We start from the raw sequence: 23,048 nt of genomic DNA, 5'->3' as shown, positions 1-23,048 counted from the left end.
GGGTGACCGTGTACGGACACCCACCCACCCTCACCGCTGGGGACCATCATGAGAAGACTCGCGCTCCGCGCGCTGTCCGCGGCAACGGCGCTGTCCGCGTTGCTCGTTGCGCCGGCGGCCACTGCGGCGACCGGCGCTGCGGCGACCATCCCCGCCAGGGCCGCCGCCCCGGCCGCCGCCACCGACGCCGCCGCCCCGGTGCCGCTCAGCGGCGCGCAGTTGGCGGCCTCCTGGGCGGGGCCGCTCAGCACCCGGGGGCGGTACGTCGTCGACGCGTCGGGCGACCGGTTCAAGCTGAAGTCCGGCAACTGGTCCGGCGCGCAGGGCACGTGGCAGGGCAGCGGCTCGACCACCGATCCGGCGAACAACCAGGCCGGCCAGGTCTCGTACAACCTGCCGCTCGGCCTCGACCGGGCGCCGCTGTCCGAGATCATGGCGGGCTTCCACAGCCTCGGGCTGAACAGCGTCCGGCTGCCGTTCGCGGACGCGATGATCCGGGACACCGCCGCCGTCCCGGACGCCGCCGTCGCCGCCAACCCCGGGCTGCGCGGCAGCACCCCGCTCCAGGTGTACGACGCGGTGGTGGCGGCGCTCACCGCCGACGGGTTCGCGGTGATCCTCAACAACCACACCACCGGGTACCGGTTCTGCTGCGGCCTGGACGGCAACGAGCGGTGGAACAGCGGCCAGTCCACCGAGACCTGGGAGCAGGACTGGCTGTTCATGGTGAACCGGTACCGGGCCAACAAGCGCGTGGTCGGCGCCGACCTGCGCAACGAGGTCCGCCGCGACACCTGGGACGACCCCAACTGGGGCCTGGGCGACGGCCACGACGCGTACGCCGCCTTCGAGGAGGCGGGCAACCGGATCCTCCGGGCCGCCCCCGACCTGCTGATCATCATGGAGGGCATCAACTGGCAGGGCGTCCCGCTGGCGGGCCTGCCGCACGGCCGTCCGATGCTCAAGCCGGTGGCCACGCTCTCCCACACCCTGATCGACTCGGGCAAGCTGGTCTACTCGGCGCACTTCTACGGGTACACCGGCTCGGCCAACACCGGCGCGGGCAGCGGGCCGGGCGCCACCGGCGATCCGCGCTACCAGGATCTGACGCCCAGTCAACTCGCTGCGGTGGTCGACGAGGAGGCGCTCTTCGTCACCCGCGCCGGGCAGCACTTCACCGCCCCGGTCTGGATCAGCGAGTTCGGTGCGGGCGGGCGGGGCTCGACCGACGCCAAGGAGCAGGCCTGGTTCGACCGCTTCACCGCGATCCTGGCCGAGCACGACACCGACTTCGCCGTCTGGCCGCTGGTCGGGTGGAACAACGACGGCGTACCACAGGACAGTTGGGCGCTTCTCCACTACGACCGGGCGGGCCGGCGGCTGAGCGTCGAGGACCCGGGCGACTGGCGCGCCGCGTACTGGAACCGACTGGTCGCCGCCCCCGGGTACACCGGCCCGGTCCCGGTCCCCGCCCGCTGGAACCTGCTCGACCTCGACCACGCCGACCAGAACGCCTCCCGGCGGATGCTGGCCCTGCCCGACTGGAGCAGCGGCAACCGCAAGGGGAACTGCCCGGACGGCCAGCGCCTGATCGGCCTCGGCCGCGGTGACGGCCGTGGCCTGTGCACCGACGCCGGGCAGCCCGCCACCGGGCCCGACGCCTGGACGACCGTCACGGACGAGCGCTACGTCACCGGCGGCGACTGGGCGCCCGGCTACGACAAACTCCAGTGCCCGGACGGCCGGTTCGCGGTCGGCTACAGCGTCCGCGCCGACGCGATGGCCGCCCTGCTCTGCGCCCCGGCCGCGGCCGCGCCGCCCGCCGCGACCGACCGGGTGCTCTGGTTCGACCACGGCGACAACCGGCCCCCGGTCACCACCGGCGCCGACTCGGCGGCCAGCGACTGGGCTCCCGGGGCCTACAAGGGGCAGTGCGCCTCGAACGAGTACGTCGCGGGAGTCGCCTTCACCTGGCGCTGGCTGCACGCCGGCGTCCCGGACGCGCTGCTCTGCCGTCCGCTGGCCTGACACCGCCGCTGCCGGGGCCCGGCCGACGGGCCGGGCCCCGGCGGGAACGGTTCAGCTCAGCGCGGCCTGGGACTCCACGACCACGCCGTACAGGTCGCCGATGGTCGCCAGGGCGCTGCGGTGCAGTTGGGCGGCGCTCACCCGGGTACCCGCCGAGGCGAGCGGGCGGGTCGCGCAGGCGTCGGCGACGACGGTCGGCCGGTTGCCGCGCAGGAAGGCGCCCGCGGTGGTGAAGGCCACGCACATGTGGGTCATGAAGCCGGCGACCACCACGTCCTGGTGGCCGGCCTCGTCGAGCAGGGCGCCCAGGCCGGTGCCGACGAAGGCGTCCGGGGCCTGCTTGACGACCACGGCCTCGCCCTCGGCCGGCGCCACGGCGGGGTGGATCTGCCCGATCTCGGCACGGACGTCGTACGGGGTGCCCGCGCCGCCGTCGTTGATCACGTGGATGACCGTGGCGCCCGCCGCACGCGCCCGGGCGAGCAGGGCCGCGGCCGCGTCGAGCGCCTCCCGCCAGCCCTCCAGCTCCATCACGCCGCGCACGTAGGTGTTCTGGTAGTCGATCAGGATCAGCGTGGACGCGGCGAGCGTGGCGGGCGTCTCGTCGAGGCCGTTCAGGGCGCGCAGGGTCGTCGTGGGCATGGGGGGACCACCTTCGGTTCGGTACACGGGTAAGGGCGGGCGGCGGCTGCGACGGCCGCGGCGGCCCGCCTCCGGAACGCTACGACCGGCCACCGGATGTCGGCAATGCCGTCTAACCTGCAGATTCCGACATCGAGAGAGCATCGAGAGAGCAAGGTGGGGGCCGTGGGCGCCGTACAACGACTGATCGTCATCGTCCTGTTCGAGGGCGTCGACCTGCTCGACGTCACCGGACCGCCCGAGGTGTTCTCCCTCGTCCGGCGGGAGACCGGCGACGCGACCGGCTACCGCGTCGTCCTCGCCGCCGCGACCGCGGACCCGGTCACCACCGCCGCCGGCGTGCGGATCCTGCCCGACCTCACCTTCGACGAGGCCGCCGCGAGCGCCATCGACACCCTGCTGGTGCCCGGCGCCGTCGAGGTGGACGGCCCGCGCCGGGTCCACCCGCGCACCGACCCGGCCGTGGTCGACTGGGTGCGCACCCTCGCCGGGCGCTCACGCCGCATCGCCTCGGTCTGCGTCGGCGCGCACCTGCTCGCCGCCGCCGGGCTCCTCGACGGCAAGCGCGCCACCACCCACTGGTCGACCGCCGCGCAACTGGCCGCCGAGTACCCGGAGATCGAGGTGGACGCCGACCCGATCTTCATCCGCGAGGGCGACGTCTGGACCGGCGCGGGCATCAGCGCCTGCCTCGACCTCTCCCTCGCCCTGGTCGCCGAGGACTTCGGCGAGGAGCTCGCGCTGAGGGTCGCCCGCCAGCTCGTGATGTACCTCAAACGCCCCGGCGGCCAGAGCCAGTTCAGTGTCCCGCTGGAACCCGTCTCCACCACCCGGCGGGTCGAGGAGCTGCGCCACCACGTCCTGCGCAACCTCACCGGCCGGCTCACCGTCCCCGACCTCGCCACCCACGCCCACGTCAGCGAACGGCAGTTGACCCGGATCTTCAAGACCGAACTGGGCACCACGCCCAGCGCCTACATCGAGTCGGCCCGGGTCGAACTCGCCCGCCACCAGCTCGAATCCACCGATGCCACGCTCGACCGCGTCGCCGCCGACTGCGGGTTCGGCACCACCGACACCCTGGTCCGGGCCTTCCGCCGCCGGCTCGACACCACCCCGACCGAGTACCGCCACCGCTTCCGCACCGCCACGCCCACGCCCTGGGGGCCGCCCCCGGTCAGGGCGGCAGCCGGACCGTGAACACGGTGCGCCCCGGCCGGCTCGCCGCGTCCACCGTGCCGCCGTGCGCCCGGACCACCGCCCGCACGATCGACAGGCCGAGCCCCGTCGACCCGGTCGAGCGCGAGCGGGCGCGGTCCCCCCGGACGAACCGCTCGAACATCCGGCCCGCCAGCTCCGGCGCGATCCCCGGGCCGTCGTCGGCGACGGCCAGCCGCACCCCCGCCCCGGCCGGCTCCAGGCTCAGCTCGACCTCGGTGCCGGGCGGGGTGTGGGTCCGGGCGTTCGCCAGCAGGTTGACCACCACCTGGCTGAGCCGGTCCGCGTCCCCGCGTACCAGCACCGGTTCCTCGGGCAGCGCCAGGCGCCAGCGGTGCCCGGGCCCGGCCGCCCGGGCGTCGGCCACCGCGTTCAGCGCGATCCGGGTCAGGTCGACCTCGGCGTCGGCCAGCGGCCGGCCGGCGTCCAGCCGGGCGAGCAGCAGCAGGTCCTCGACGATCGCGCCCATCCGCACCGCTTCGGCGTCGATCCGCTCCAGCGAGTGCCGGACCGGCCCCGGCACCGCGCCCGGGTGGCGCAGCGCGAGTTCGGCGTGGCCGCGGACCGCCGCCACGGGGGTGCGCAGCTCGTGGCTGGCGTCGGCCGCGAACGCCCGCAGCCGCTCCTCCACCGCGTGCCGGCGGGCCAGCGCGTCGCCCACGTGCCCGAGCATCCGGTTGAGCGCCGCGCCGACCCGGCCGACCTCCGTCCGCGGATCGTCGTCCGGGACGCGTTCGGCCAGCGTGACGGCGCCGCTGGCGAGCGGCAGCGCGGCGACCCGCTCGGCCGTGCCCACCACCCGCCGCAGCGGACGCAGCGACCAGCCGACCCAGACCGCCCCGGCCGCCCCCGCCCCGGCGACGGCGATCGCGAAGACGGTCAGCTCCAGGGTCGCCAGCCGGTCCACGGTGTCCTCGGCCGGGCGCAGCGGCAGTCCGCTGACCAGCACGTCGCCGTCCCGGCCGGCCACCGCGCGCACCCGGTAGTGGCCCTGCGCGCGGCCCAGGTCGACGGTGCGGGCCGGCCCGCCGACCGGCAGGGCGGCCAGGGCTCGCTGCTCGGCCGGCGAGAACACCAGCCGGTCGTCGGCGCTGGGGCCGTTGGCGTCGTCGGCGTCCCCGTCGACCACGCCCGCCGCGGTGACCCGGCCGTCCAGCAGCCGGGCGCCCAGGGTGCCGGGGGTCTGCGCCCGGGTGTCGGTGCCGCCGCCCTGGCCGGCGTGCTCCAGGCTGGCGGCGTAGCGCCCGCCGGCGTCGGCGAGCTGCTGGTCCAGGCGGTCCACCAGGAAGTGGCGCAGCGCCGCCGTGGTGGCGAGGCCGACCGCGGCGCAGGTCACCACCAGGAGCACCAGCAGGCCGGCGATCAGCCGGGCCCGCAGCGTCCGCGGCACCAGCCGGGCGGCCCGGCGGCGCGCCCTGGCGGCGCCCGTCACGGGGCCGCCGGTCGTGGGCCAGCCGGTCACGGGGCCGCCTTGATCAGGTAGCCGGCGCCGCGCACCGTGTGGATCATCGGCGTCCGGCCCGCGTCCAACTTCTTGCGCAGATAGCTGATGTACAGCTCGACGACGTGCGCCTGCCCGCCGAAGTCGTACGACCAGACGGCGTCCAGGATCTGCGCCTTGCTGAGCACCTGGCGCGGGTGGTGCATCAGGTGGGCGAGCAGCGCGTACTCGGTCGGGCTGAGGTCGACCACCTCACCGGCGCGGGTGACCTCGCGGGCCCGCTCGTCGAGGAGGAGGTCGCCGAGCACCAGGGCGTGCGCGGGCGGTTGCCCCACGGCCCCCGGCGGGGTGGCGCGGCGCAGCAGCCCGCGCAGCCGGACCACCACCTCGGCCAGGCTGAACGGCTTGGTCACGTAGTCGTCGCCACCCGCCGCGATGCCCGCGATCCGGTCCTCGACGGCGTCCCGGGCGGTGAGGAAGAGCACCCGCACCTCGGGCCGCTCGGCGTGGATGCGGCGCAGCACCTCCATGCCGTCGAGGTCGGGGAGCATCATGTCGAGCACCACGGCGTCCGGGCGCCAGTGCGCCGCCGCCCGGACGGCGGCCAGACCGGTGGTCTCGCCCCGTGCCTGCCAGCCCTCGTAGCGGACCGCGCCGCAGACCACCTCCACCAGGTCCGGTTCGTCGTCGACGACGAGGACCCGCCAGTCCTGCCGGTCGGCGCCCCGCTCGGCGGTGTCGTCCATGGTGCTCCCTGGGTGCAGGCGGTCGGCCGCCTTCATCCTGGCCCACCGCGATGAGAAAGCCGTGAGACCGGCAGTCGCCCGGGAAACCCGATCCACCCACCCTGACCTGCGGCGACATCGCCGGAGGCGACGGGGGTGGCGGCCCCGGTTCAGAGCCGGCTCAGAGGTTGCGGTGCGATCGTGGTGCGCCCCGGCGGTGCTCGCCCGCCGGGCCCGAAGGAGGATCCCCGATGGCCACCGCCGCCCCGCCGAGACCCGCCGCCCGCACCCGCCGGGCGGCCCCGCGCCGCCCGGCCGCCGCCCGGCCGGACGCGGTGCTGGGCCTGATCGCCGCCGGGGCGCTCGGCGTCCTCGCGCTGTGGTGGTCCGACACCCCGGCGGTCGCCGGCGCGGCCGGCTGGCTGACCGGGGCGGGCCGGATCACCGGCCTGCTCGCCGGGTACACGGCGCCGGTGCTGCTCCTGCTGATGGCCCGGCTGCCGCCGGTGGAGCGCGGGGTCGGCGCCGACCGGCTGGCCCGCTGGCACGCGTTCGGCGGGCGCTGGCTGGTCGCCGTGGTGACGGTGCACGTGCTGTCGGTCGTCTGGGGGTACGCGCTGACGGACGGGCGCGGCCCGCTCGGCGAGGGTGTGGAGATCGTCCTCCACTACCCCGAGATGCTCAAGGCCGCGCTGGGCACCCTGCTGATGCTGGGCACCGGCGCCGTCTCCGCCCGGGCCGCCCGGCGCCGCCTCCCGTACGAGGCCTGGTACTACCTGCACCTGGCCACCTACCTCGCGGTGGCGCTCGCCTTCGGCCACCAGCTGGCCACCGGCGCCGACCTCGGCGACGGCCCGGCCCGCGCCGCCTGGTACGCGCTCTACCTCGGCACCGCCGCCCTGCTGGGCTGGTACCGGCTGGCCCGGCCCTGGCGGCTCGACCGCCGGCACCGGCTGCGGGTGGCGGAGGTCCGCCGGGAGGGGCCGGGCGTGGTGTCGCTGTTCCTGACCGGTCGGCGGCTGGACGAACTCCGGGCCGAGCCGGGCCAGTTCTTCCGCCTCCAGTTCCAGACTCCCGGCCTGCGGTGGGCCGCCAACCCGTACTCGCTGTCCGCGCCGCCGCGCCCGGACTTCCTGCGCTTCACCGTCAAGGACCTCGGCGGGCACAGCGCCGCGGTGGCCGCGCTGCGCCCGGGCACCCCGGTGCGCGCCGAGGGCCCGTACGGGGCGTTCACGGGGCGGCTGCAACGGCGGCGCCGGGTGCTGCTGCTCGGGGCTGGGGTGGGGATCACCCCGCTGCGGGCGCTGTTCGAGACGCTGCCGGGCGAGCTGACCCTGGTCCAGCGGGCCGGACGCCCGGAGGACGTGCTGTTCCGGGCGGAGCTGGCGGAGGTGGCCCGGCGGCGGGGCGCCGCAGTGCACGAACTGGTCGGCCCGCGGGCGCGGATCGGCGACCTCGGCCGCGCGCTCGCCCGGCTCGTCCCCGACCTCGCCGAGCACGAGGTCTACCTGTGCGGGCCGGACGCGCTGGCCGAGGAGGCCGTCCGTTCGCTGCGGGCCGCCGGGGTGCGGGCGGGGCGCATCCACCGGGAGTCCTTCGACTTCTGAGCCCGATCGCCGAGCCCGCCGGACCTGCCGAGCCCGTCCCACCACGCCACCTCCACCACACCCCGAGGAGCCCCGCCCATGCGCCGAGCCGTCGTCACCGGTGCCGCCACCGCGGCCGGAGTCGTCCTGCTGCTCTCCCTCAAACCGCACGGGGCCACCGGGCCCGCGCCGGTGATCAGCTCCGGCGGCACGGGCTCGTCCGGTGCCGCGGGCTCGTCCGGCACCGGTTCGTCCGGCACCGCCGCCGGGGCCTCCGACGCCACCGCCGGGCCGTCGGGCTCCCCCACCGCACCGGCCACCGGTGGCTCTGGCGGCACCGGCGGCACCGGCGGCACCCGGAAGGTCACCGGCGACGCCGTGAACACCCGCTACGGCCCCGTCCAGGTCGAGGTCACCCTCGCCGGCAGCCGGATCACCGCCGTCGACGTCGTCAAGTACCCCACCGAGGACCGCCGGGACCGCGAGATCAACAGTTCCGCGCTGCCCCTGCTCAACCAGGAGGCGATCGCCGCGCAGAGCGCCGGGATCGACGTGGTCAGCGGCGCGACCTTCACCAGCGACGGCTACGTCCGCTCCCTGCAGAGCGCGCTCGACCGCGCCGGGCGGTGAGGCACGGTGCTCCGCCACGCCGAACCCGTCATGGGCACCGTCTTCTCGATCGCCGTCCGCGATCCCGGCCCGGACACGCCCGCCGCGCTCCGCCGGATCGCCGACCGGCTGCACCGGATCGACGCGGTGTTCTCGCCCTACCGGCCGGACAGCGACATCAGCCGCCTCGACCGGGGCGAACTCGCCCTCGCCGACTGCGATCCGCAGGTCCGCGCCGTCCTGGCCGCCTGCCGCGAGGTCGCCGCGCAGACCGACGGCTTCTTCACCGAGCGGCCCGGCGGCCGGCTCGACCCGAGCGGCTGGGTCAAGGGGTGGGCGGTCGAGGAGGCGGCCGGGCTGCTGCGCGCCGCCGGGGCCCGGCAGTACTGCGTCAGCGGCGGCGGGGACATGCAGACCGCCGGCGGGCCGTGGCGGATCGGGGTCGCCCACCCGCTGCGGCCGGACGCGCTGGCCGCCGTCCTGGGCGGCGACGACCTCGCGGTGGCCACCTCCGGCACCGCCGAGCGCGGCGCGCACATCCTCGATCCGCACACCGGCCGGCCGGCGCTCGGCCTCGCCTCGCTGACCCTGGTCGGCGCCCCCGGCACCGGGATCGCCCGCACCGACGCCTGGGCCACCGCCGCCTTCGCGATGGGCCCCGACCGCGCGCTCGTCTGGGCCGCCCGGCAGCCCGGCGTCGAGGCCCTCGCCGTCCTGCCCGACGGGACCAAGCGCTGGACGCCCGGCCTGCCCCGGCACCTCCCGCCCACCGGCCCCGCCGACTGGCGGCCGGCCGCCCCGGCGGCCCGAGCAGGGCCGTTTGCGCGCCAACTGGCTTTCGAACGCTGATAGTTCACTCCATCAGGTGAAGAACTCGATCATGACTCATCCGCCCCGACCCGGGTGGCCGATAGTGGGGAGACCGATCGGACGCACACCATCCGGTCCCACCGGAACGCGTGGACCCGCGGACACGCGTGAACCCACGGAAAGAGGTAGCGACACATGCCCACCGAGGCCACCCGGCGGATCGACCTCGTCTTCTCCCTGTTCGACGCCAACCGCAACGGCGTCGTCGAGGTCGACGACTTCAACCTGATGACGGCCCGCGTGGTCGCGGCCGCCGCCGATTCGGACGACGCCGCGAAGGCCGCGATCCGCGCCGCCTTCCGGCGCTACTGGACCACCCTGGTCAGCGAGTTGGACACCGACGGCGACGGCGTGATCAGCCGCGAGGAGTTCGGCGGCTTCGTCCTCTCGCCCGAGCGCTTCGGCCCCACCGCCGGCGAGTTCGCCGACGCCCTGGCCGCGCTCGGCGACCCGGACGGCGACGGCCTGATCGAGCGCCCGCTGTTCGTGGCGCTGATGTCCGCGATCGGCTTCGAGCACGCCAACATCCACGCCCTCTTCGACGCCTTCGGCCCCACCCCCGAGGACCGCATCACGGTGGCCGTCTGGGCCGCCGGGATCCGCGACTACTACGCCCCGGACAAGGCCGGCATCCCCGGCGACCTGCTGGTGGGCCAACCGGCCGCCTGATCTCCCCGGGGAGCGCCCGCCCCGGATCGGCTGAGCGACGGCGCCGCCGCCCCGCACCTGCCCGGCGGCGCCGTCCCGCGCTTCGCGCACCGGGCCCACGGCCGCCCGCGCCACCACCCACGACCGGTCCGCCGGGCAGGTCCTGTCCGGCCGCTCCTGCCGGACAGGACCTGGTCGCGGCTTCCCGAAGTCCGAACACCAGGAGGGATCATGGCCACCGCCGCCCGCCCCCGTGCCGGCGTCGACGAGGGCGTCGGACCGACCGCCCTGATGGTCGCCGCCGCCCGCGCGATCGAGACCCACCGCCCCGACGCCCTCGCCCGGGACGCCCACGCCGAGCACTTCGTACGCGCCGCCCGGTCTTCCGCGCACTGGCCGGTGCACCCCCGGGACGTCCCGGGCGGCGAGGCCGATCCGCTCTGGGGGCGGCTCGGCCGCTACCTCGCCCTGCGGACGAGGGCGCTGGACGACCAGCTGCTGTGGTCCGCCCACCTGGGCGTCCGCCAGGTCGTCCTGCTCGGCGCCGGCCTCGACACCCGGGCCTTCCGGCTCGACTGGCCCGCCGACCTCGCCGTCTTCGAGGTCGACCGGCCCGAGGTCCTCGCGTTCAAGCAGCGCGTCCTCGACCGGGTCGACGCCCGGCCGGCGGCGCGCCGCGTACCGGTGGCCGCCGACCTGCGCGGCGACTGGGCCGACGCCCTCACCGCGGCCGGCTTCCAGCCCGCCGAGCCGACCGCCTGGCTCGCCGAGAGCCTGCTGCCCTACCTGCCCGCCGCCGCCGAACAGCGACTCGCGGCCGCCGTCGACCGACTCGGCGCCGCAGGAAGCACCTTGGCGTACGAGGCCAAGCTCGGACCGGAGTCCGCGGCGGTCCGCGACAACCCCGTCTACACGACCGCTCGCGAGCGGCTCGGGGTCGACCTGCTCGCCCTGTTCGACGCCGGGCCCCGCCCCGACACCACCGCCGATCTCACCGCGCGCGGCTGGTCCACCACCGTCCACACCCCGTTCGACTTCACCCGCCACTACGGCCGCGGCCCCCGGCCCGAACCCCACGACGCCTTCGCCGCCAACCGCTGGGTCTTCGCCACCCGGTGACGCCCCCGCTCCGGGCTGCCCCGGCCGGCTCCGGCCCGCCCGGTGTTCGGTTCTGCGCACAGGCCGCCGCCGCACGGGCCCGACGTGATCCAACGGACACGCCCTAGACTTCGGCCATGCTCAAAGCCGACCGTACCGCCCGGATCCTCACCCACATCACCGAGGCGGGCAGCGCCGATGTGCACGAGCTGGCCGGCCTCCTCCAGGTGTCACCGGCCACCGTCCGCCGGGACCTCCAGGAACTGCACGACCAGGGCCTGCTGCACCGCACCCGTGGCGGGGCGGTCACCGGTGCCGTCAACCTCGAACTGCCGCTGCGCCACAAGCACGGGACGCGGCAGGCGGAGAAGCGGCGGATCGCGCTGGCGGCCGACCGGCTGGTACCGGACGGCGCCGTGGTGGGCCTGACGGGCGGCACGACGACGAGCGAGCTGGCCCGGGTGCTGGCCGAACGCGGCGGGATCACCATCGTGACCAACGCGGTCAACATCGCGGCGGACCTCATCGTCCGGCCGGAGGTCCGCCTGGTGGTGGTCGGCGGCCTGGCCCGGACCACGAGTTACGAGCTGGTGGGGCCGGCCGCCGACCGGATGCTCGCCCAGTACCACCTGGACCTCGCGTTCATCGGGGTGGACGGCCTGACCGCGCAGGACGGCTGCACGACGCACGACGAGATGGAGGCCCAGACCGACCGCGCGTTCCTGCACGCCAGCGCGCGGTCGGTGGTCCTGGCGGACAGCACCAAGATCGGCCGGGTGACCTTCGCCAAGATCTGCCCGCTCGCCGAGGTGCACGACCTCGTCACCGACGACGAGGCCACCGCGGCGCAGGAGAAGGCGATCGCCGCCTGCGGGGTGCGGGTCGCGCGCGTCTGACCTGTTCACGCGGGGTGCCCGGCCGGCGAGAACCGGCCGGGCTCTCTGTCGCACCGTCAGTTGTCATGCAACGGTCCGATAACGACATCCGGGCGACACCTCGACCCCGCCGGTCCGCCTCGTGAATACTGCCCGACGCCACGCTCTTTCGAATCTGCTCAGAACCAGCGCTCTTCAAGCAACTAGGATCAAGCGGCGTACGAAGGCGGTAACTGCGGTGAACACACGTGTACGTACCCTCTGGGCGGTCTGTGCCGTCGGCGCGCTCGCCCTCACAGCGTGCGGCGGCAGCAGTGGCGGCGGGTCCTCCCCGAACGGCGCCGTGACGCTCAAACTCGTCGCCGCCGACTACGGCGAGAAGGAGTCCAACAGCTCCAAGGCCTACTGGAACGGCGTCGCCACCGCGTTCACCGCGGCCAATCCCGGCATCAGGGTCGACGTCCAGGTGATGAACTGGAACGACATCGACAAGCAGGTCAAGACGATGATCCAGAGCGGCAACGTCCCCGACGTCCTGCAGACCGGGGGCTACGCCGACAAGGTCGCCGACGACCTCCTCTACAAGGCCGAGGACGTCCTGTCCGCCGACACCCGGGCCGACCTGATCCCGAGCTTCGCCGAGGCCGGCCGGGTCGACGGCGTGCAGTACGGCATCCCGTTCGTCTCCTCCGCCCGCGCCCTCTTCTACAACAAGGCCGTCTTCCAGCAGGCCGGCATCACCCAGCCGCCCGCCACCTGGGACGAGGTGCGCAAGGACGCCGAACTGATCAAGGCCAAGGCGCCCGGGGTCACCCCGTACGCGCTGCCGCTCGGCCCGGAGGAGGCCCAGGGCGAGAGCATGATCTGGGAGCTCGGCAACGGCGGCGGCCCGACCGCCAAGGACGGCACGTACGCCATCGACAGCCAGGCCGACGTCGACACCTTCCGCTGGCTCAAGGCCAACCTCGTCGACCCCGGCCTGACCTACGCCAACCCGGCCACCACCGACCGCAAGACCGCCTTCGCCGACTTCGCCGCGGGCAAGGCCGCCATGGCCAACGGCCACCCCTCGCTGATCCAGATGGCCAAGGACGGCAAGGTCGACTACGGCGTCGCGCCCATCCCCGGCAGGACCGGCCCGCTCGCCTCCACCCTCGGCGTCGCGGACTGGACGATGGCCTTCAAGAAGAACGGCCACCGCGACCAGATCAGGAAGTTCCTCGACTTCGCGTACTCCAAGGACAACACGCTCGCCTTCGACGAGACATACAACCTGATGCCGGTCACCCAGAGCACCCTGCGCGAGATGACCGCCAGCGGCAAGCACAAGGACCTCGAACCGTTCTTCGCCCTCCTGCCGAACGCCGTCTTCTACCCGCTCGGCAACACCACCTGGGACGCGGTCTCGGCCGAGCTCAAGAAGAGCATCGGCACCGCCGTCGCCGGGGACCCGGCCAAGGTGCTCGGCGACCTGCAGAAGAAGGCCCGGGACGCCGTCGCGAACAAGTAGGGCACGCCCGCCCCGGCCCGCGCCCCGTCCGAAAGGCACCGCCGTGTCCCTCGACTCCCCCACCCCCCAAGCCTCCGGGCCCGGGCGGCCCGCCCGGACGGGCTCCGGCCCCGGCCGGCTCGGACCGCTGCCGTGGATCGCCCCGGCCGTCCTGCTGATCCTGGCCGTCGTCCTGTGGCCCGTCTACGAGATGGTCCGCACCTCGTTCCTGCGCATCAGCACCAGCGGATTCGTCCGCGGCTCCGCCGGGCTGGACAAGTACCGCAAGCTCTTCGGCGAGGCCGACCTCGGCCGGGTGCTGCTCTCGACGGTCGTCTGGACGGTGGCCGTCGTCGGCCTGACGATGGCGCTCTCGCTCGGCCTGGCCCAGCTGTTCAACCAGCGCTTCCCCGGGCGCCGGTTCGCGCGCTGGGCCCTGATCGCCCCCTGGGCGGCGTCCGTCCTGATGACCGCCATCGGCTTCCGGTGGATGCTCGACCGGACGGCCGGCGTGCTCAACACCGCGCTGACCGACCTCGGCCTGGTCGACGGTCCCCGGGACTGGCTCGGCGACCCGTCGACCGCCTGGCCCTGGATGGTCCTCGTCGCCGTCTTCGTCTCGCTGCCGTTCACCACCTACACCCTGCTCGCCGGCCTGCAGACCGTCCCCGGCGAGCTGTACGAGGCGGCCCGGGTGGACGGCGCCTCCCCGTGGCAGGCCTACCGGAGGATCACCCTGCCGCTGCTGCGCCCGGCCTTCCTGGTCGGCCTCGTGATCAACCTGATCAACGTCTTCAACTCCTTCCCCGTCATCTGGGGCATGACCCAGGGCGGCCCGGGCAGCGCCACGGCCACCAGCACGGTGTTCATGTACCAGCTGAAGAACACCGACATCGGCGAGTCCGCGGCCATGTCGGTGGTCAACTTCGCCCTGGTGGTGCTGATGGTGCTGGTCTTCCTCAAGGTCGGCCGCTGGAACGGGGAGGAGCGTTGACGGCCCGCCCGCCCGCGCGCCGGCCACGCCCGCCCGCGCGCCGGATCCGCCCGCGCGCCCTGGTCATGGCGGCGGCGGCCTGGCTGCTGGCGGCGGTCTTCCTGCTCCCGTACCTGGAGATGGCCGTCACCGCGCTGCGCCCCGCCGACGAGCTGCGCGACGCGGGCTACCTGCCGCGCCACCCCGCCTGGTCCAACTTCGTCGACGTCTGGCGCGAGTCGACGCTCGGCGCCAACCTCAAGGTCACCCTGCTGGTCGCCGGCGGCTCCACCGTGCTGGCGCTGCTGGTCGCGCTGCCCGCCGCGTACTGCACCGCGCGGTTCAGGTACCGGGGCCGCAAGCTCTTCCTGCTGCTCGTCCTGGTCACCCAGATGTTCCAGCCGACCTCGCTGCTGGTGGGCCTCTACCGCGAGTTCTACCAGTTGGACATGCTCAACTCGGTCTGGACGCTGATCCTCTGCAACGCCGCCTTCAACCTGGCCTTCGCCGTCTGGATCCTCACCGCCTACATCGGCTCGATCCCGGTCGAGTTGGAGGAGGCCGCGCTGCTCGACGGCCTCGGCCGGCTCGGGGCGCTGCGCCGGGTGGTGCTGCCGCTGGCCATGCCCGGCGTGGTCACCGCGGTGATCTTCACCTTCATCTCCGCCTGGAACGAGTTCGTGATGGGCCTGACCCTGTCGACGGCCCCGGAGAGCCAGCCGCTGACCGTCGGCATCAACGGCTTCATCGGCAACTACACCGTGGAGTGGAACTACCTGTTCGCCGGATCGGTGGTCGCGATCGTGCCGGTCGTGGTGCTGTTCGCCGTCATCGAGCGCCACGTGGTCTCCGGGCTGACCGCCGGATCGGTCAAGTAGCCCCGGCCGTCCGGGGTGTCGGGAACGGTGACCCCGCCATTGACATGGACCGGCCACAACTGTGAATGTTGCTTGTATTCCCCCATGTTCAAGCAGCTTCGCGCAGTAAGTGAACATCTCTTGCTCATCCGACGGGAGAACACACCGTGCGCTTGGTACGACCTCGCCTCCGCCGGGCCGCCCTCACCGTGGCCCTCACCAGCATCGCCGCCGTGGCCGGGCCCGCCCTGCCGGCCCGCGCCGCCACCCCCGGCTCCGCCGTCCTCGACGGCAGCCACCAGAGCACCACCTGGCAGAGCCCCACGTACGCCAAGGGCACCCTCGGCGGCGCCGCCTCCTGCCCGTCCGCCGCCCAGGACCCGGACGGTACGGTCTGCGGCCGCTTCGACCTGACCGTCGACGCGCCCGCCGGCTACTGGGACGACAACCCCGAGGGTGGCGTCCCGCTCTCGATCCAGTGGCAGAACCCCACCGACGACTTCGACCTCTACGTCTACGACGCCAACGGCAAGGAGGTCGCCGAGAGCGCGGGCACCGCCAACCCCGAGGCGACCGTCATCCCGAAGGCCTCGGGCACGTACCACGTCCTGGTCGTCCCCTACGACGTGCACGGCGGCTCCTTCACCGGCCGCGCCTACCTGCCGCAGACCGCCGACGCGGGAGACCTCACCTCCTTCTCCGGCGGCCAGGGCAGCTACGACATCGCCGCCGGCACCCTCAAGGCCAAGGTCGACTTCCTCGCCGACGACCAGTTGCGGCTGCGCGCCGCCCCGGACGGCGTGCTCACCGACCCGGCCGGCAGCACGATCATCCGCAAGCAGCCCGAACTCCAGCGCGGCACCTCGTCGTTCGACGCCGGCGACTACTACGGCATCCGCTCCAAGGACCAGGTGCTGCGGGTCTACAAGCACCCCCTGAGGTTCGGCCTGTACAAGGCCGACAACCGCACCGCCATCTGGCAGGAGGACGCCCCGCTGCGCTGGTCCACCAGCGGGCTGCGGCAGAGCCTGGTCCGCGGCGCCGACGAGCAGTTCTTCGGCGGCGGCGAGCAGAACGGCTCCTTCTCCCACCGGGACAAGACCGTCCACGTCGCCAACAGCACCAACTGGAACGAGGGCGGCTACAACAACTCGCAGCCGTTCTACATCTCCACCGCCGGCTACGGCGTCTTCCGCAACACCTTCGCCCCGGGCAGCTACGACTTCGGCTCGCCCGTGCGCACCGGACAGCAGGAACGGCGCCTGGACGCCTACTACTTCACCGGTGACGTCAAGTCGGTGATCGGCAAGTACACCACCCTGGTCGGCAAGCCCTTCATGCCGCCCGTCTACGGCCTGGAGCCCGGCGACTCCGACTGCTACCTGCACAACGCCAACCGCGGCGAACGCCACACCACCGACGCGCTCAAGGTCGCCGACGGCTACGTGCGGAACCAGATGCCGCTCGGCTGGATGCTCGTCAACGACGGCTACGGCTGCAGCTACGAGAACCTCGCCCAGACCGGCGAGGGCCTGCGCAAGGACCACGCCCAGCTCGGGCTCTGGACCCAGAACGGCCTGCCCGACCAGGCCGCCGAGGTCAAGGCCGGCGCCCTGGTGCGCAAGCTCGACGTCGCCTGGGTCGGCAACGGCTACGACTTCGCGCTGAACGCCTGCGACCAGGCCAAGGCCGGCATCGAGGACGGCAGCGACGCCCGCGGCTTCGTCTGGCTGCCCGTCTCCTGGGCCGGCGCCCAGCGCTGCGGCGTCCTGTGGAGCGGCGACCAGAGCCTGTCCTGGGACTACATCCGCTGGCAGATCCCCACCTACGCCGGCGCCACCATGTCCGGCATCGCCTACAACACCGGCGACGTCGGCTCCATCTACCGCCGCGACCCGAAGATGTACACCCGCGACCTCCAGTGGAAGTCCTTCCTCCCGGCCATCATGACCATGGACGGCTGGGCCAGGGACATGGCCGGCAAGGAGCAGCGCGACCAGCAGCCCTGGCTGGACGGCGAGCCCTACACCTCGATCAACCGCAAGTACCTCCAGCTGAAGGAGCGGCTGCTGCCGTACATGTACACGCTGTCGGCGGAGGCCACCAGGACGGGCGTCGGCGCGGTGCGTCCGCTCGCCCTGGAGTACCCGGACGACCCGGCGGCCCTCGGCCCGAACGCCAAGTACGAGTTCCTGGCCGGGCCGGACTTCCTCGTCGCACCGGTCTACTCGGACACCTCGGTGCGCGACGGCATCTACCTGCCCAAGGGCACCTGGACCGACTACTGGACCGGGCGCACCTACCAGGGCCCCACCACGGTCAACGGCTACTCCGCGCCGCTGGACACCCTGCCGCTGTTCGTCAAGGGCGGCTCGATCGTGCCGATGTGGCCCGAGGGCACGCTGTCCTGGGAGAACCGGGACCGCACCCGGCTCGACTACGACCTCTACCCGCAGGGCGACTCCTCCTACACCCTGTACGAGGACGACGGCGTCACCCGCGGCTTCGCCGCCGGCGCCTCGGCCACCCAGCGGGTGGACGTCCGCGCCCACGGGCCGGTCACCGTCGTCAAGGTCGGTGCCAGCATGGGGAGTTACACCGGCAAGCCGGCCGAGCGGGGGTACCGCTTCACCGTGCACGGCAAGCCCGCCCCGCGCCTGGTCGTCACGCAGGGCGGACCGCTGCCCCGGCTGGACTCCGCGGCGGCGCTCGACTCGGCCGCCTCGGGCTGGTACTACGACGCCGCGACCGGGGTCACCCAGGTCAGGACGCCCGCCGTCGCCACCGACCACGGCTTCTCCGTCGAACTGATCCACGGCGGCCACTGACCGGCCGGACGCCGCAGGGCCCCCTCGCGAACCGCCGCGAGGGGGCCCTGCGGCGTTCCGGGGCCGCTGTGTCCGGGGCATTCCCCGGCCCGCCCCCGTCCCGTAGCGTGGCGGGGGTGAACGCGAACCCGTCCACCCCCGCCCGGTACGACGCCGTGATCGTCGGCGGCGGCCACAACGGGCTGGTGGCCGCCGCCTACCTCGCCCGGGCCGGACACCGGGTCCTGCTGCTCGAACGGCTGCCCCGGGTCGGCGGGGCCGCCGTCTCCACCCGGGCGTTCCCCGGCGTGGACGCCCGGCTGTCGCGCTACTCCTACCTGGTCAGCCTGCTGCCGCGCAAGATCGTCCAGGAGCTGGGCCTGCGGCTCGACCTGCGGCGCCGCCGGATCGCCTCGTACACGCCCACCGTCCGGGACGGGAAGCCCACCGGCCTGCTGGTGGACGCCGCCGACCCCGGCCGGACCGGGGAGGCGTTCCGGGCGCTCACCGGAACCGACCGGGAGTGGGAGGCCTGGCAGCGCTTCTACGGCATGACCGGACAGGTCGCCCGACGGGTCTTCCCGACCCTCACCGAGCCGCTGCCCGCACGCGCCGAACTGCGCCGGCGGATCGCCGACGACGCCGCCTGGACCGCCCTGTTCGAACGGCCGCTGGGCGAGACGATCGAACGGACCTTCAGCGACGACCTGGTCCGCGGGATCGCCCTGACGGACGCACTGATCGGTACCTTCACCCACGCCCACGACCCCTCGCTCCGGCAGAACCGCTGCTTCCTCTACCACGTGATCGGCAACGGGACGGGCGACTGGGACGTCCCGGTCGGCGGCATGGGCGCGGTGACGGACGCGCTGGCCGAGGCGGCCCTGGCCGCCGGCGCGGAGATCCGCACCGGGTGCGAGGTCACCGCCATCGCCACCGACGGCCACGGCGACGCCGAGGTGACGTACCGCCACCGGGGCGGCGAGGCCACGGCGGCGGGCCGCCGGGTGCTGGTCAACGCCGCCCCGGCCACCCTGGCCCGCCTCCTCGGCGAGGAGCCCGGGCCCGCGCCCGAGGGCGCCCAGCTGAAGGTCAACCTGGTGCTGCGCCGGCTGCCGCGGCTCCGGGACACCGGCGCGGACCCCCGGGAGGCCTTCGCGGGCACCTTCCACATCGCCGAGGGCTACCGGCAGTTGGAGACCGCCTACGCCGAGGCGGCGGCCGGCCGGATGCCCTCCGCGCCCCCGTCGGAGATCTACTGCCACACCCTCACCGACCCCACCATCCTGGGCCCCGAAGCCGTCCGCCAGGGCCTCCAGACGCTGACCCTGTTCGGCCTGCACATGCCCGCCCGGCTGTTCACCGACCCGGCCGCCAAGGAGCGCGCCCTGGCGGCCAGTCTGGCCCAACTGGACGAGGTGCTGGCCGAACCGATCGCCGACTGCCTCGCGCCGGACGCCACCGGCCGGCCCTGCGTGGAGGCCAGGACCCCGCCCGACCTGGAACGGGAGATCGGCCTGCCCGGCGGCCACATCTTCCACCGGGACCTCTCCTTCCCGTTCGCGACCGGGCCCGTGGACGGCCCCGCCGCCCGCTGGGGCGTGGCGACGGCCCACCCGAACGTCCTGCTGTGCGGCGCGGGCGCCGTCCGCGGCGGCGGAGTCAGCGGCATCCCCGGCCACAACGCCGCCCGGGCCGCCCTCGAAGCCCTCTCCGGTTAGCCCCGGTCGGCGTCGGTCAGCCTCGGTCGGCGTCGGCCCCGGTCAGCTCCGGTCGGCGTCGGCCCCGGCGATGGCCTCGGCGATGGCCTCGGCGGTGGTCTTCAGGTCGTGCAGCCACCCGTCGAGGCCCTGGCGCAGGATCGCGGTCGCGGTGGGAACGTCCGCGTCGACCTGGGGCCCGGTGTGGGTCTCCTCGGTGCTCACCCGGACGCCGCCCTCGACCTCGGTGAAGTTCCACACGTGGACGCCGTCGATGTGCAGCCCTTCGGCGACGGCGGGGCCCGTCCAGCGGATGCAGGACTCCCGCTTGAGCTGCTGGACGGTCGAGGTGATGTCCAGGCTGGTGGCGGTGGTCGCGGGGTTGGGCGGGAGCGGGGTCGTCCACCGGAACGCCGAACCCGGGCGCAGGCGGCCGTGGTCGAGGCGCTCCGCGCTCGCGACGGGGCCCTGCCAGGACGGCCAGCGCTCCACGTCGGTCTGCAGCTTCCAGATGGTGTGCAGCGGCGCGTGGACCACCGTCTCGGCCCGGTAGCGGACCTGGGCCCGGGGATCGACGCCCTGGCCGCGGCAGGTCAGGGACGGACCGGGGCGCGAGGTGGCGGCCCCGGCGGGCGCGGCCGCGGTGCCGAGGAGGCTGACGACGAGCGGGACGGCGAACAGGGCGGCGCGGACGCCGGTGCTGCGGGTGCCGGACATGGGATTCCCCTTGATCGAGTGTCAGTTGGTGGGCGGGCGTTGCCTGTCGGGCCGCGGGCGAGGCTGCGGCAGCCCCACACGCGGTAGACGCTTGCGCGTTCGTTAGAAGTTATAACGCGAATTCCCGTAAGAGGTCAACAGCTTTCGTGACACCCTCTAACCAGAGGTCGGGTGGCGGGCGGCCGAGCGCCCCAAACTCTCCTTATGGGACGGAACGTGTCGAACCCGGGACCCTACGTGACCTTCGCCCCTGCCCCAGGTCGACGCACCACCGCGCCCCCGGGCCATAAGTCCTGCTTGGCGAGGGGCCTATGAACCGTCGTTGGACGCGGCGGCGCGATCGGCTCGATGTTGGCCGCATGACGTCTCCCGCTGCGTCCGACGCGGCCGCCGTGAACCACAGCAGGCCCCCGCACGAGATCGCCGTGGTGGGCGCAGGCGCCGCCGGCACCCTCACGGCGCTGCGCCTGCTCCACCACGCGGCCGCCGGGAGACCCGCACCGGCCCGGATCTGGCTCATCGACCCCGGGCCCGCAGGCCCGGGGCTGGCGTTCGGCACCGACGCGCCGCACCACCTGCTGAACGTCCCGGCCGGCCGGATGAGCGCCCACCGGGACGACCCCGGCCACTTCGTGCGCTGGCTCGGCGACCGCGGCGGCGAGCACGACTTCGTCCCCCGGCGCCTCTTCGGCCGCTACCTCGCCGAGAGCCTGGCAGCGGCTGCCTCCGGCCCTGGCACCCCCGACCTGGTCCGAGTGCCCGACCGCGTCGTCGCCCTCACCCACCGGCCCCGAGCGACCACCCCGCCGCTGCGCCTGTGGCTGCACGACGGGCCACCGCTCGACGTCGACGCGGCGGTGCTGGCCCTGGGCAACTTCGCACCCGGCCAGGCCTGGGCACCGCCGGCGCTGCGCGACTCCGGGCGGTTCCTGGCCGACCCCTGGGCACCCGGCGCCCTGGCGGCCGTCCCCGAGGACCGCGACGTCCTGCTCGTCGGCACCGGCCTGACCATGGTCGACATGGCGCTCAGCCTGCAACGCCCCGGACGCGTCGTCCACGCCCTGTCCCGGAACGGACTGGTCCCCCGACCGCACGCCGCCACCCCGCTCACCACCCCGGCCGCACCGGCCGTCCCGCAGCTCGACGCCCGTGCGGGGCTGCCCGCGCTGCGCCGGGCCGTGCTGTGCCAGATCGCCCGCTGCCGCCGCGTCCACGGCGACTGGCGGGCCGGGGTCGACAGCCTCCGCCCCCTCACCAGCGCCCTGTGGCTGCAGCTCTCACCCGCCGACCAGGCCCGGCTGCTGGCCCGGGACCTCCGGCTCTGGGAGACCCACCGCCACCGGATCCCGCCGGTCAGCGCCAGGGCCCTGCGCACCGCCGTCGACGCGGGCCTGGTCAGCATCGGCCGGGGCACCGTGGCCGACGCCAAGACCACCGCGGACGGCCCCGGCGAGGTCGGCGAGGTCATCGACGTCCGGCTGGACGACGGCCGCGCGCTGCGGGTGGGGGCGGTGCTGAACTGCACCGGCTCCGAGGCCGAACTCACCCGGGTCGACGACCCGCTGATCACCGACCTGCTCACCACCGGCCTCGGCTCCCCCGCCCCCGTCGGCGGCGGCTTCGACACCGCCGCCGACGGCCGGCTCCTCCCCGCGGCCGGCCGGGCTCCGGCGCCGCTGTGGACGCTGGGCTCGCTGCGGCGCGGCAACCTGCTGGAGACGACCGCCATCCCGGAGATCCGCTGCCAGGCCGACGACCTCGCCCTGCTGCTGGGCCGCAGCGCGGCGGGAACGCCGAACGGGCCGGGAGCGCCGAACGGAGCGGTACCGGCCCGCTGAGCGGGCGTGCACGTCAGCGGCCCGCGGCGCGACCGGACGCGCCGCGGGCCGGGTCGCACCCGGCCGGGCCCGGTCAGGCCTGGCCGGTCGTCGAGAGCGCCACCACCTTCGTCACCGAGCCGTCGTCCCCGAGGACGTCGCGCAGGTGCCGGAAGCCCAGCCGTCGACACATCGCCAGGCTCGGGGCGTTCTCCGCACCCACCATGCCGTAGACCTCCTTGAGCCCCAACTCGTCGGCGGCGTACCGGATCAGTCCGCGGACCACCTCGGTGCCCAGGCCCCGGCCCCAGAACTCCGGGGCGAGGGCGGCGACCAGCTCGTGGCCGTCGACGTTCCCGGTCTTCTTCACCTCGGCGTGGCCCGCGTACCTCCCGTCCAGCCACAGGCCCCACACGTCGAAGATCCGCTGCGGGTACACGTCGGTCAGGATCGCGCGGAACAGCGCGCGGATCTGCGGCTCGGGCACCAGGTCCTGGCCCATCCAGCTGCACACGTCAGCGTTGCGGAGGAGGGAGACGAAGGCGTCCTCGTCCTCGGCCCGGTAGGGGATGAACTCCAGGTGTTCGGTGCGCAGCGAAGGGGTCACGGTCAGCTCCTCGGGGTTGTCGTGGGACGGGCGTGCTGCGGCCGGTCAGGATCCGGCGCTCTCCATGCGCTCGCGCAGGCTCCGCGGCCGCATGTCGGTCCACACCTCGTCGACGTAGGCGGTGCACTCCGCCTCGGTGCCCTCCTGGCCGACGGGCTGCCAGCCGGCGGGCACGTCGAGGTCGACCGGCCAGAGGGAGTACTGCTCCTCGTCGTTGCGCAGCACCTGGTAGCGGGTGTTCTCGTCCATGTCGTGCTCCTTCGTCGTTGTCGGGTTTCCAGCGGTGGTCTTGCGGCGGTGGTCTGACAGCAGGGGGTTCAGCGGCGGGTGGTCGTCGGTGG

General features: G+C 74.3%; 20 protein-coding genes. 14 read left to right on the top strand and 6 right to left on the bottom strand.

The genetic code is table 11. The features are described 5' to 3' along the window. Window positions 1-48: 48 nt before the first annotated feature. Window positions 49-2,028 carry a glycoside hydrolase family 5 protein gene (locus tag ACIO9K_RS30740; RefSeq protein ID WP_400334810.1) on the top strand — a complete coding sequence of 660 codons (1,980 nt, stop codon included), beginning with the start codon at window positions 49-51 and terminating at the stop codon, window positions 2,026-2,028. A gap of 51 nt (window positions 2,029-2,079) precedes the next feature. Here the strand turns inward: ACIO9K_RS30740 and ACIO9K_RS30735 are convergent, their stop codons facing one another. Then, window positions 2,080-2,670 carry an isochorismatase family protein gene (locus ACIO9K_RS30735; protein WP_363617581.1) on the bottom strand — a complete coding sequence of 197 codons (591 nt, stop codon included), beginning with the start codon at window positions 2,668-2,670 and terminating at the stop codon, window positions 2,080-2,082. Window positions 2,671-2,835: 165 nt separating this feature from the next. Here ACIO9K_RS30735 and ACIO9K_RS30730 point away from each other — a divergent pair, with 165 nt between their 5' ends. Then, window positions 2,836-3,870, top strand: coding sequence for a GlxA family transcriptional regulator (locus ACIO9K_RS30730; protein ID WP_400334808.1), 1,035 nt, complete (start codon window positions 2,836-2,838; stop codon window positions 3,868-3,870). Here the strand turns inward: ACIO9K_RS30730 and ACIO9K_RS30725 are convergent. Together ACIO9K_RS30725 and ACIO9K_RS30720 are read right to left on the bottom strand one after the other, a co-directional pair. Beyond that, window positions 3,848-5,320: a HAMP domain-containing sensor histidine kinase gene (locus tag ACIO9K_RS30725; RefSeq protein WP_363630611.1), complete on the bottom strand. Its 1,473-nt coding sequence runs from the start codon at window positions 5,318-5,320 to the stop codon at window positions 3,848-3,850. The genes ACIO9K_RS30730 and ACIO9K_RS30725 overlap by 23 nt on opposite strands. 26 nt (window positions 5,321-5,346) lie before the next feature. Then, window positions 5,347-6,075, bottom strand: a complete 729-nt coding sequence (locus tag ACIO9K_RS30720; protein ID WP_400334806.1) for a response regulator transcription factor — start codon at window positions 6,073-6,075, stop codon at window positions 5,347-5,349. 230 nt (window positions 6,076-6,305) lie between these two features. Here ACIO9K_RS30720 and ACIO9K_RS30715 point away from each other — a divergent pair, with 230 nt between their 5' ends. From ACIO9K_RS30715 to ACIO9K_RS30665, 11 genes are all read left to right on the top strand, one after another. After that, window positions 6,306-7,661: a ferric reductase-like transmembrane domain-containing protein gene (locus ACIO9K_RS30715; RefSeq protein ID WP_400334804.1), complete on the top strand. Its 1,356-nt coding sequence runs from the start codon at window positions 6,306-6,308 to the stop codon at window positions 7,659-7,661. 78 nt (window positions 7,662-7,739) lie between these two features. Beyond that, window positions 7,740-8,270, top strand: a complete 531-nt coding sequence (locus tag ACIO9K_RS30710; protein WP_400334802.1) for an FMN-binding protein — start codon at window positions 7,740-7,742, stop codon at window positions 8,268-8,270. A 30-nt stretch (window positions 8,271-8,300) separates the two neighbouring features. Next, window positions 8,301-9,098, top strand: a complete 798-nt coding sequence (locus ACIO9K_RS30705) for an FAD:protein FMN transferase (RefSeq protein ID WP_400334857.1) — start codon at window positions 8,301-8,303, stop codon at window positions 9,096-9,098. Window positions 9,099-9,254: 156 nt separating this feature from the next. Next, complete coding sequence (locus tag ACIO9K_RS30700; RefSeq protein ID WP_400334800.1) at window positions 9,255-9,788, top strand: EF-hand domain-containing protein; 534 nt, start codon at window positions 9,255-9,257, stop codon at window positions 9,786-9,788. Window positions 9,789-9,998: 210 nt separating this feature from the next. Beyond that, window positions 9,999-10,886, top strand: a complete 888-nt coding sequence (locus ACIO9K_RS30695) for an SAM-dependent methyltransferase (RefSeq protein ID WP_400334798.1) — start codon at window positions 9,999-10,001, stop codon at window positions 10,884-10,886. Between the two features lie 116 nt (window positions 10,887-11,002). Then, the gene (locus ACIO9K_RS30690) at window positions 11,003-11,761 is read left to right on the top strand and encodes a DeoR/GlpR family DNA-binding transcription regulator (RefSeq protein ID WP_363586604.1); all 759 of its coding nucleotides are present in this window, start codon (window positions 11,003-11,005) and stop codon (window positions 11,759-11,761) included. A 217-nt stretch (window positions 11,762-11,978) separates the two neighbouring features. Next, window positions 11,979-13,250, top strand: a complete 1,272-nt coding sequence (locus ACIO9K_RS30685) for an extracellular solute-binding protein (RefSeq protein ID WP_363586605.1) — start codon at window positions 11,979-11,981, stop codon at window positions 13,248-13,250. 43 nt (window positions 13,251-13,293) lie between these two features. Beyond that, a complete protein-coding gene (locus tag ACIO9K_RS30680) occupies window positions 13,294-14,223 on the top strand; it encodes a sugar ABC transporter permease (protein ID WP_363374460.1) in 930 nt (309 codons plus the stop codon). Further along, a complete protein-coding gene (locus ACIO9K_RS30675) occupies window positions 14,220-15,080 on the top strand; it encodes a carbohydrate ABC transporter permease (RefSeq protein ID WP_400334795.1) in 861 nt (286 codons plus the stop codon). The genes ACIO9K_RS30680 and ACIO9K_RS30675 overlap by 4 nt, the downstream gene beginning before the upstream one ends. A 146-nt stretch (window positions 15,081-15,226) precedes the next feature. Further along, on the top strand, window positions 15,227-17,887 hold the full coding sequence (locus ACIO9K_RS30670) for a TIM-barrel domain-containing protein (RefSeq protein ID WP_400334793.1): 2,661 nt from the start codon (window positions 15,227-15,229) through the stop codon (window positions 17,885-17,887). Window positions 17,888-18,003: 116 nt separating this feature from the next. After that, window positions 18,004-19,587, top strand: a complete 1,584-nt coding sequence (locus tag ACIO9K_RS30665; protein ID WP_363617595.1) for an NAD(P)/FAD-dependent oxidoreductase — start codon at window positions 18,004-18,006, stop codon at window positions 19,585-19,587. A 42-nt stretch (window positions 19,588-19,629) separates the two neighbouring features. Here the strand turns inward: ACIO9K_RS30665 and ACIO9K_RS30660 are convergent, their stop codons facing one another. Further along, on the bottom strand, window positions 19,630-20,283 hold the full coding sequence (locus ACIO9K_RS30660; protein WP_400334791.1) for an SRPBCC family protein: 654 nt from the start codon (window positions 20,281-20,283) through the stop codon (window positions 19,630-19,632). Window positions 20,284-20,642: 359 nt separating this feature from the next. Between ACIO9K_RS30660 and ACIO9K_RS30655 the strand changes: the two genes are divergently transcribed. Continuing rightward, entirely contained in the window at window positions 20,643-22,121 is a 1,479-nt protein-coding gene (locus ACIO9K_RS30655) for an FAD/NAD(P)-binding protein (RefSeq protein ID WP_400334789.1), read from the top strand. Between the two features lie 73 nt (window positions 22,122-22,194). Here the strand turns inward: ACIO9K_RS30655 and ACIO9K_RS30650 are convergent, their stop codons facing one another. After that, window positions 22,195-22,707 (bottom strand): GNAT family N-acetyltransferase, encoded by a 513-nt coding sequence (locus ACIO9K_RS30650; RefSeq protein ID WP_363625346.1) that lies wholly within the window; start codon window positions 22,705-22,707, stop codon window positions 22,195-22,197. A 45-nt stretch (window positions 22,708-22,752) separates the two neighbouring features. After that, window positions 22,753-22,956, bottom strand: coding sequence for an MbtH family NRPS accessory protein (locus ACIO9K_RS30645; protein WP_363586612.1), 204 nt, complete (start codon window positions 22,954-22,956; stop codon window positions 22,753-22,755). Window positions 22,957-23,048: the final 92 nt, after the last annotated feature.

The sequence above is a fragment of the Kitasatospora sp. NPDC087271 genome (assembly GCF_044744605.1).
In the GTDB taxonomy this organism is placed as follows: Bacteria; Actinomycetota; Actinomycetes; order Streptomycetales; family Streptomycetaceae; genus Kitasatospora.
The sequence above is the reverse complement of the archived record's forward strand: the minus strand, read 5'-3'. Positions and strand labels throughout refer to the sequence as shown.

Excerpts from the sequence above, each read along its gene's own strand:
- ACIO9K_RS30655 (WP_400334789.1), top strand. The coding sequence starts at position 20,643 with ATGACGTCTCCCGCTGCGTCCGACGCGGCCGCCGTGAACCACAGCAGG.
- ACIO9K_RS30705 (WP_400334857.1), top strand. The coding sequence starts at position 8,301 with ATGGGCACCGTCTTCTCGATCGCCGTCCGCGATCCCGGCCCGGACACG.
- ACIO9K_RS30690 (WP_363586604.1), top strand. The coding sequence starts at position 11,003 with ATGCTCAAAGCCGACCGTACCGCCCGGATCCTCACCCACATCACCGAG.
- ACIO9K_RS30720 (WP_400334806.1), bottom strand. The coding sequence starts at position 6,075 with ATGGACGACACCGCCGAGCGGGGCGCCGACCGGCAGGACTGGCGGGTC.
- ACIO9K_RS30645 (WP_363586612.1), bottom strand. The coding sequence starts at position 22,956 with ATGGACGAGAACACCCGCTACCAGGTGCTGCGCAACGACGAGGAGCAG.
- ACIO9K_RS30660 (WP_400334791.1), bottom strand. The coding sequence starts at position 20,283 with ATGTCCGGCACCCGCAGCACCGGCGTCCGCGCCGCCCTGTTCGCCGTC.
- ACIO9K_RS30695 (WP_400334798.1), top strand. The coding sequence starts at position 9,999 with ATGGCCACCGCCGCCCGCCCCCGTGCCGGCGTCGACGAGGGCGTCGGA.
- ACIO9K_RS30710 (WP_400334802.1), top strand. The coding sequence starts at position 7,740 with ATGCGCCGAGCCGTCGTCACCGGTGCCGCCACCGCGGCCGGAGTCGTC.
- ACIO9K_RS30700 (WP_400334800.1), top strand. The coding sequence starts at position 9,255 with ATGCCCACCGAGGCCACCCGGCGGATCGACCTCGTCTTCTCCCTGTTC.
- ACIO9K_RS30735 (WP_363617581.1), bottom strand. The coding sequence starts at position 2,670 with ATGCCCACGACGACCCTGCGCGCCCTGAACGGCCTCGACGAGACGCCC.
- ACIO9K_RS30740 (WP_400334810.1), top strand. The coding sequence starts at position 49 with ATGAGAAGACTCGCGCTCCGCGCGCTGTCCGCGGCAACGGCGCTGTCC.
- ACIO9K_RS30715 (WP_400334804.1), top strand. The coding sequence starts at position 6,306 with ATGGCCACCGCCGCCCCGCCGAGACCCGCCGCCCGCACCCGCCGGGCG.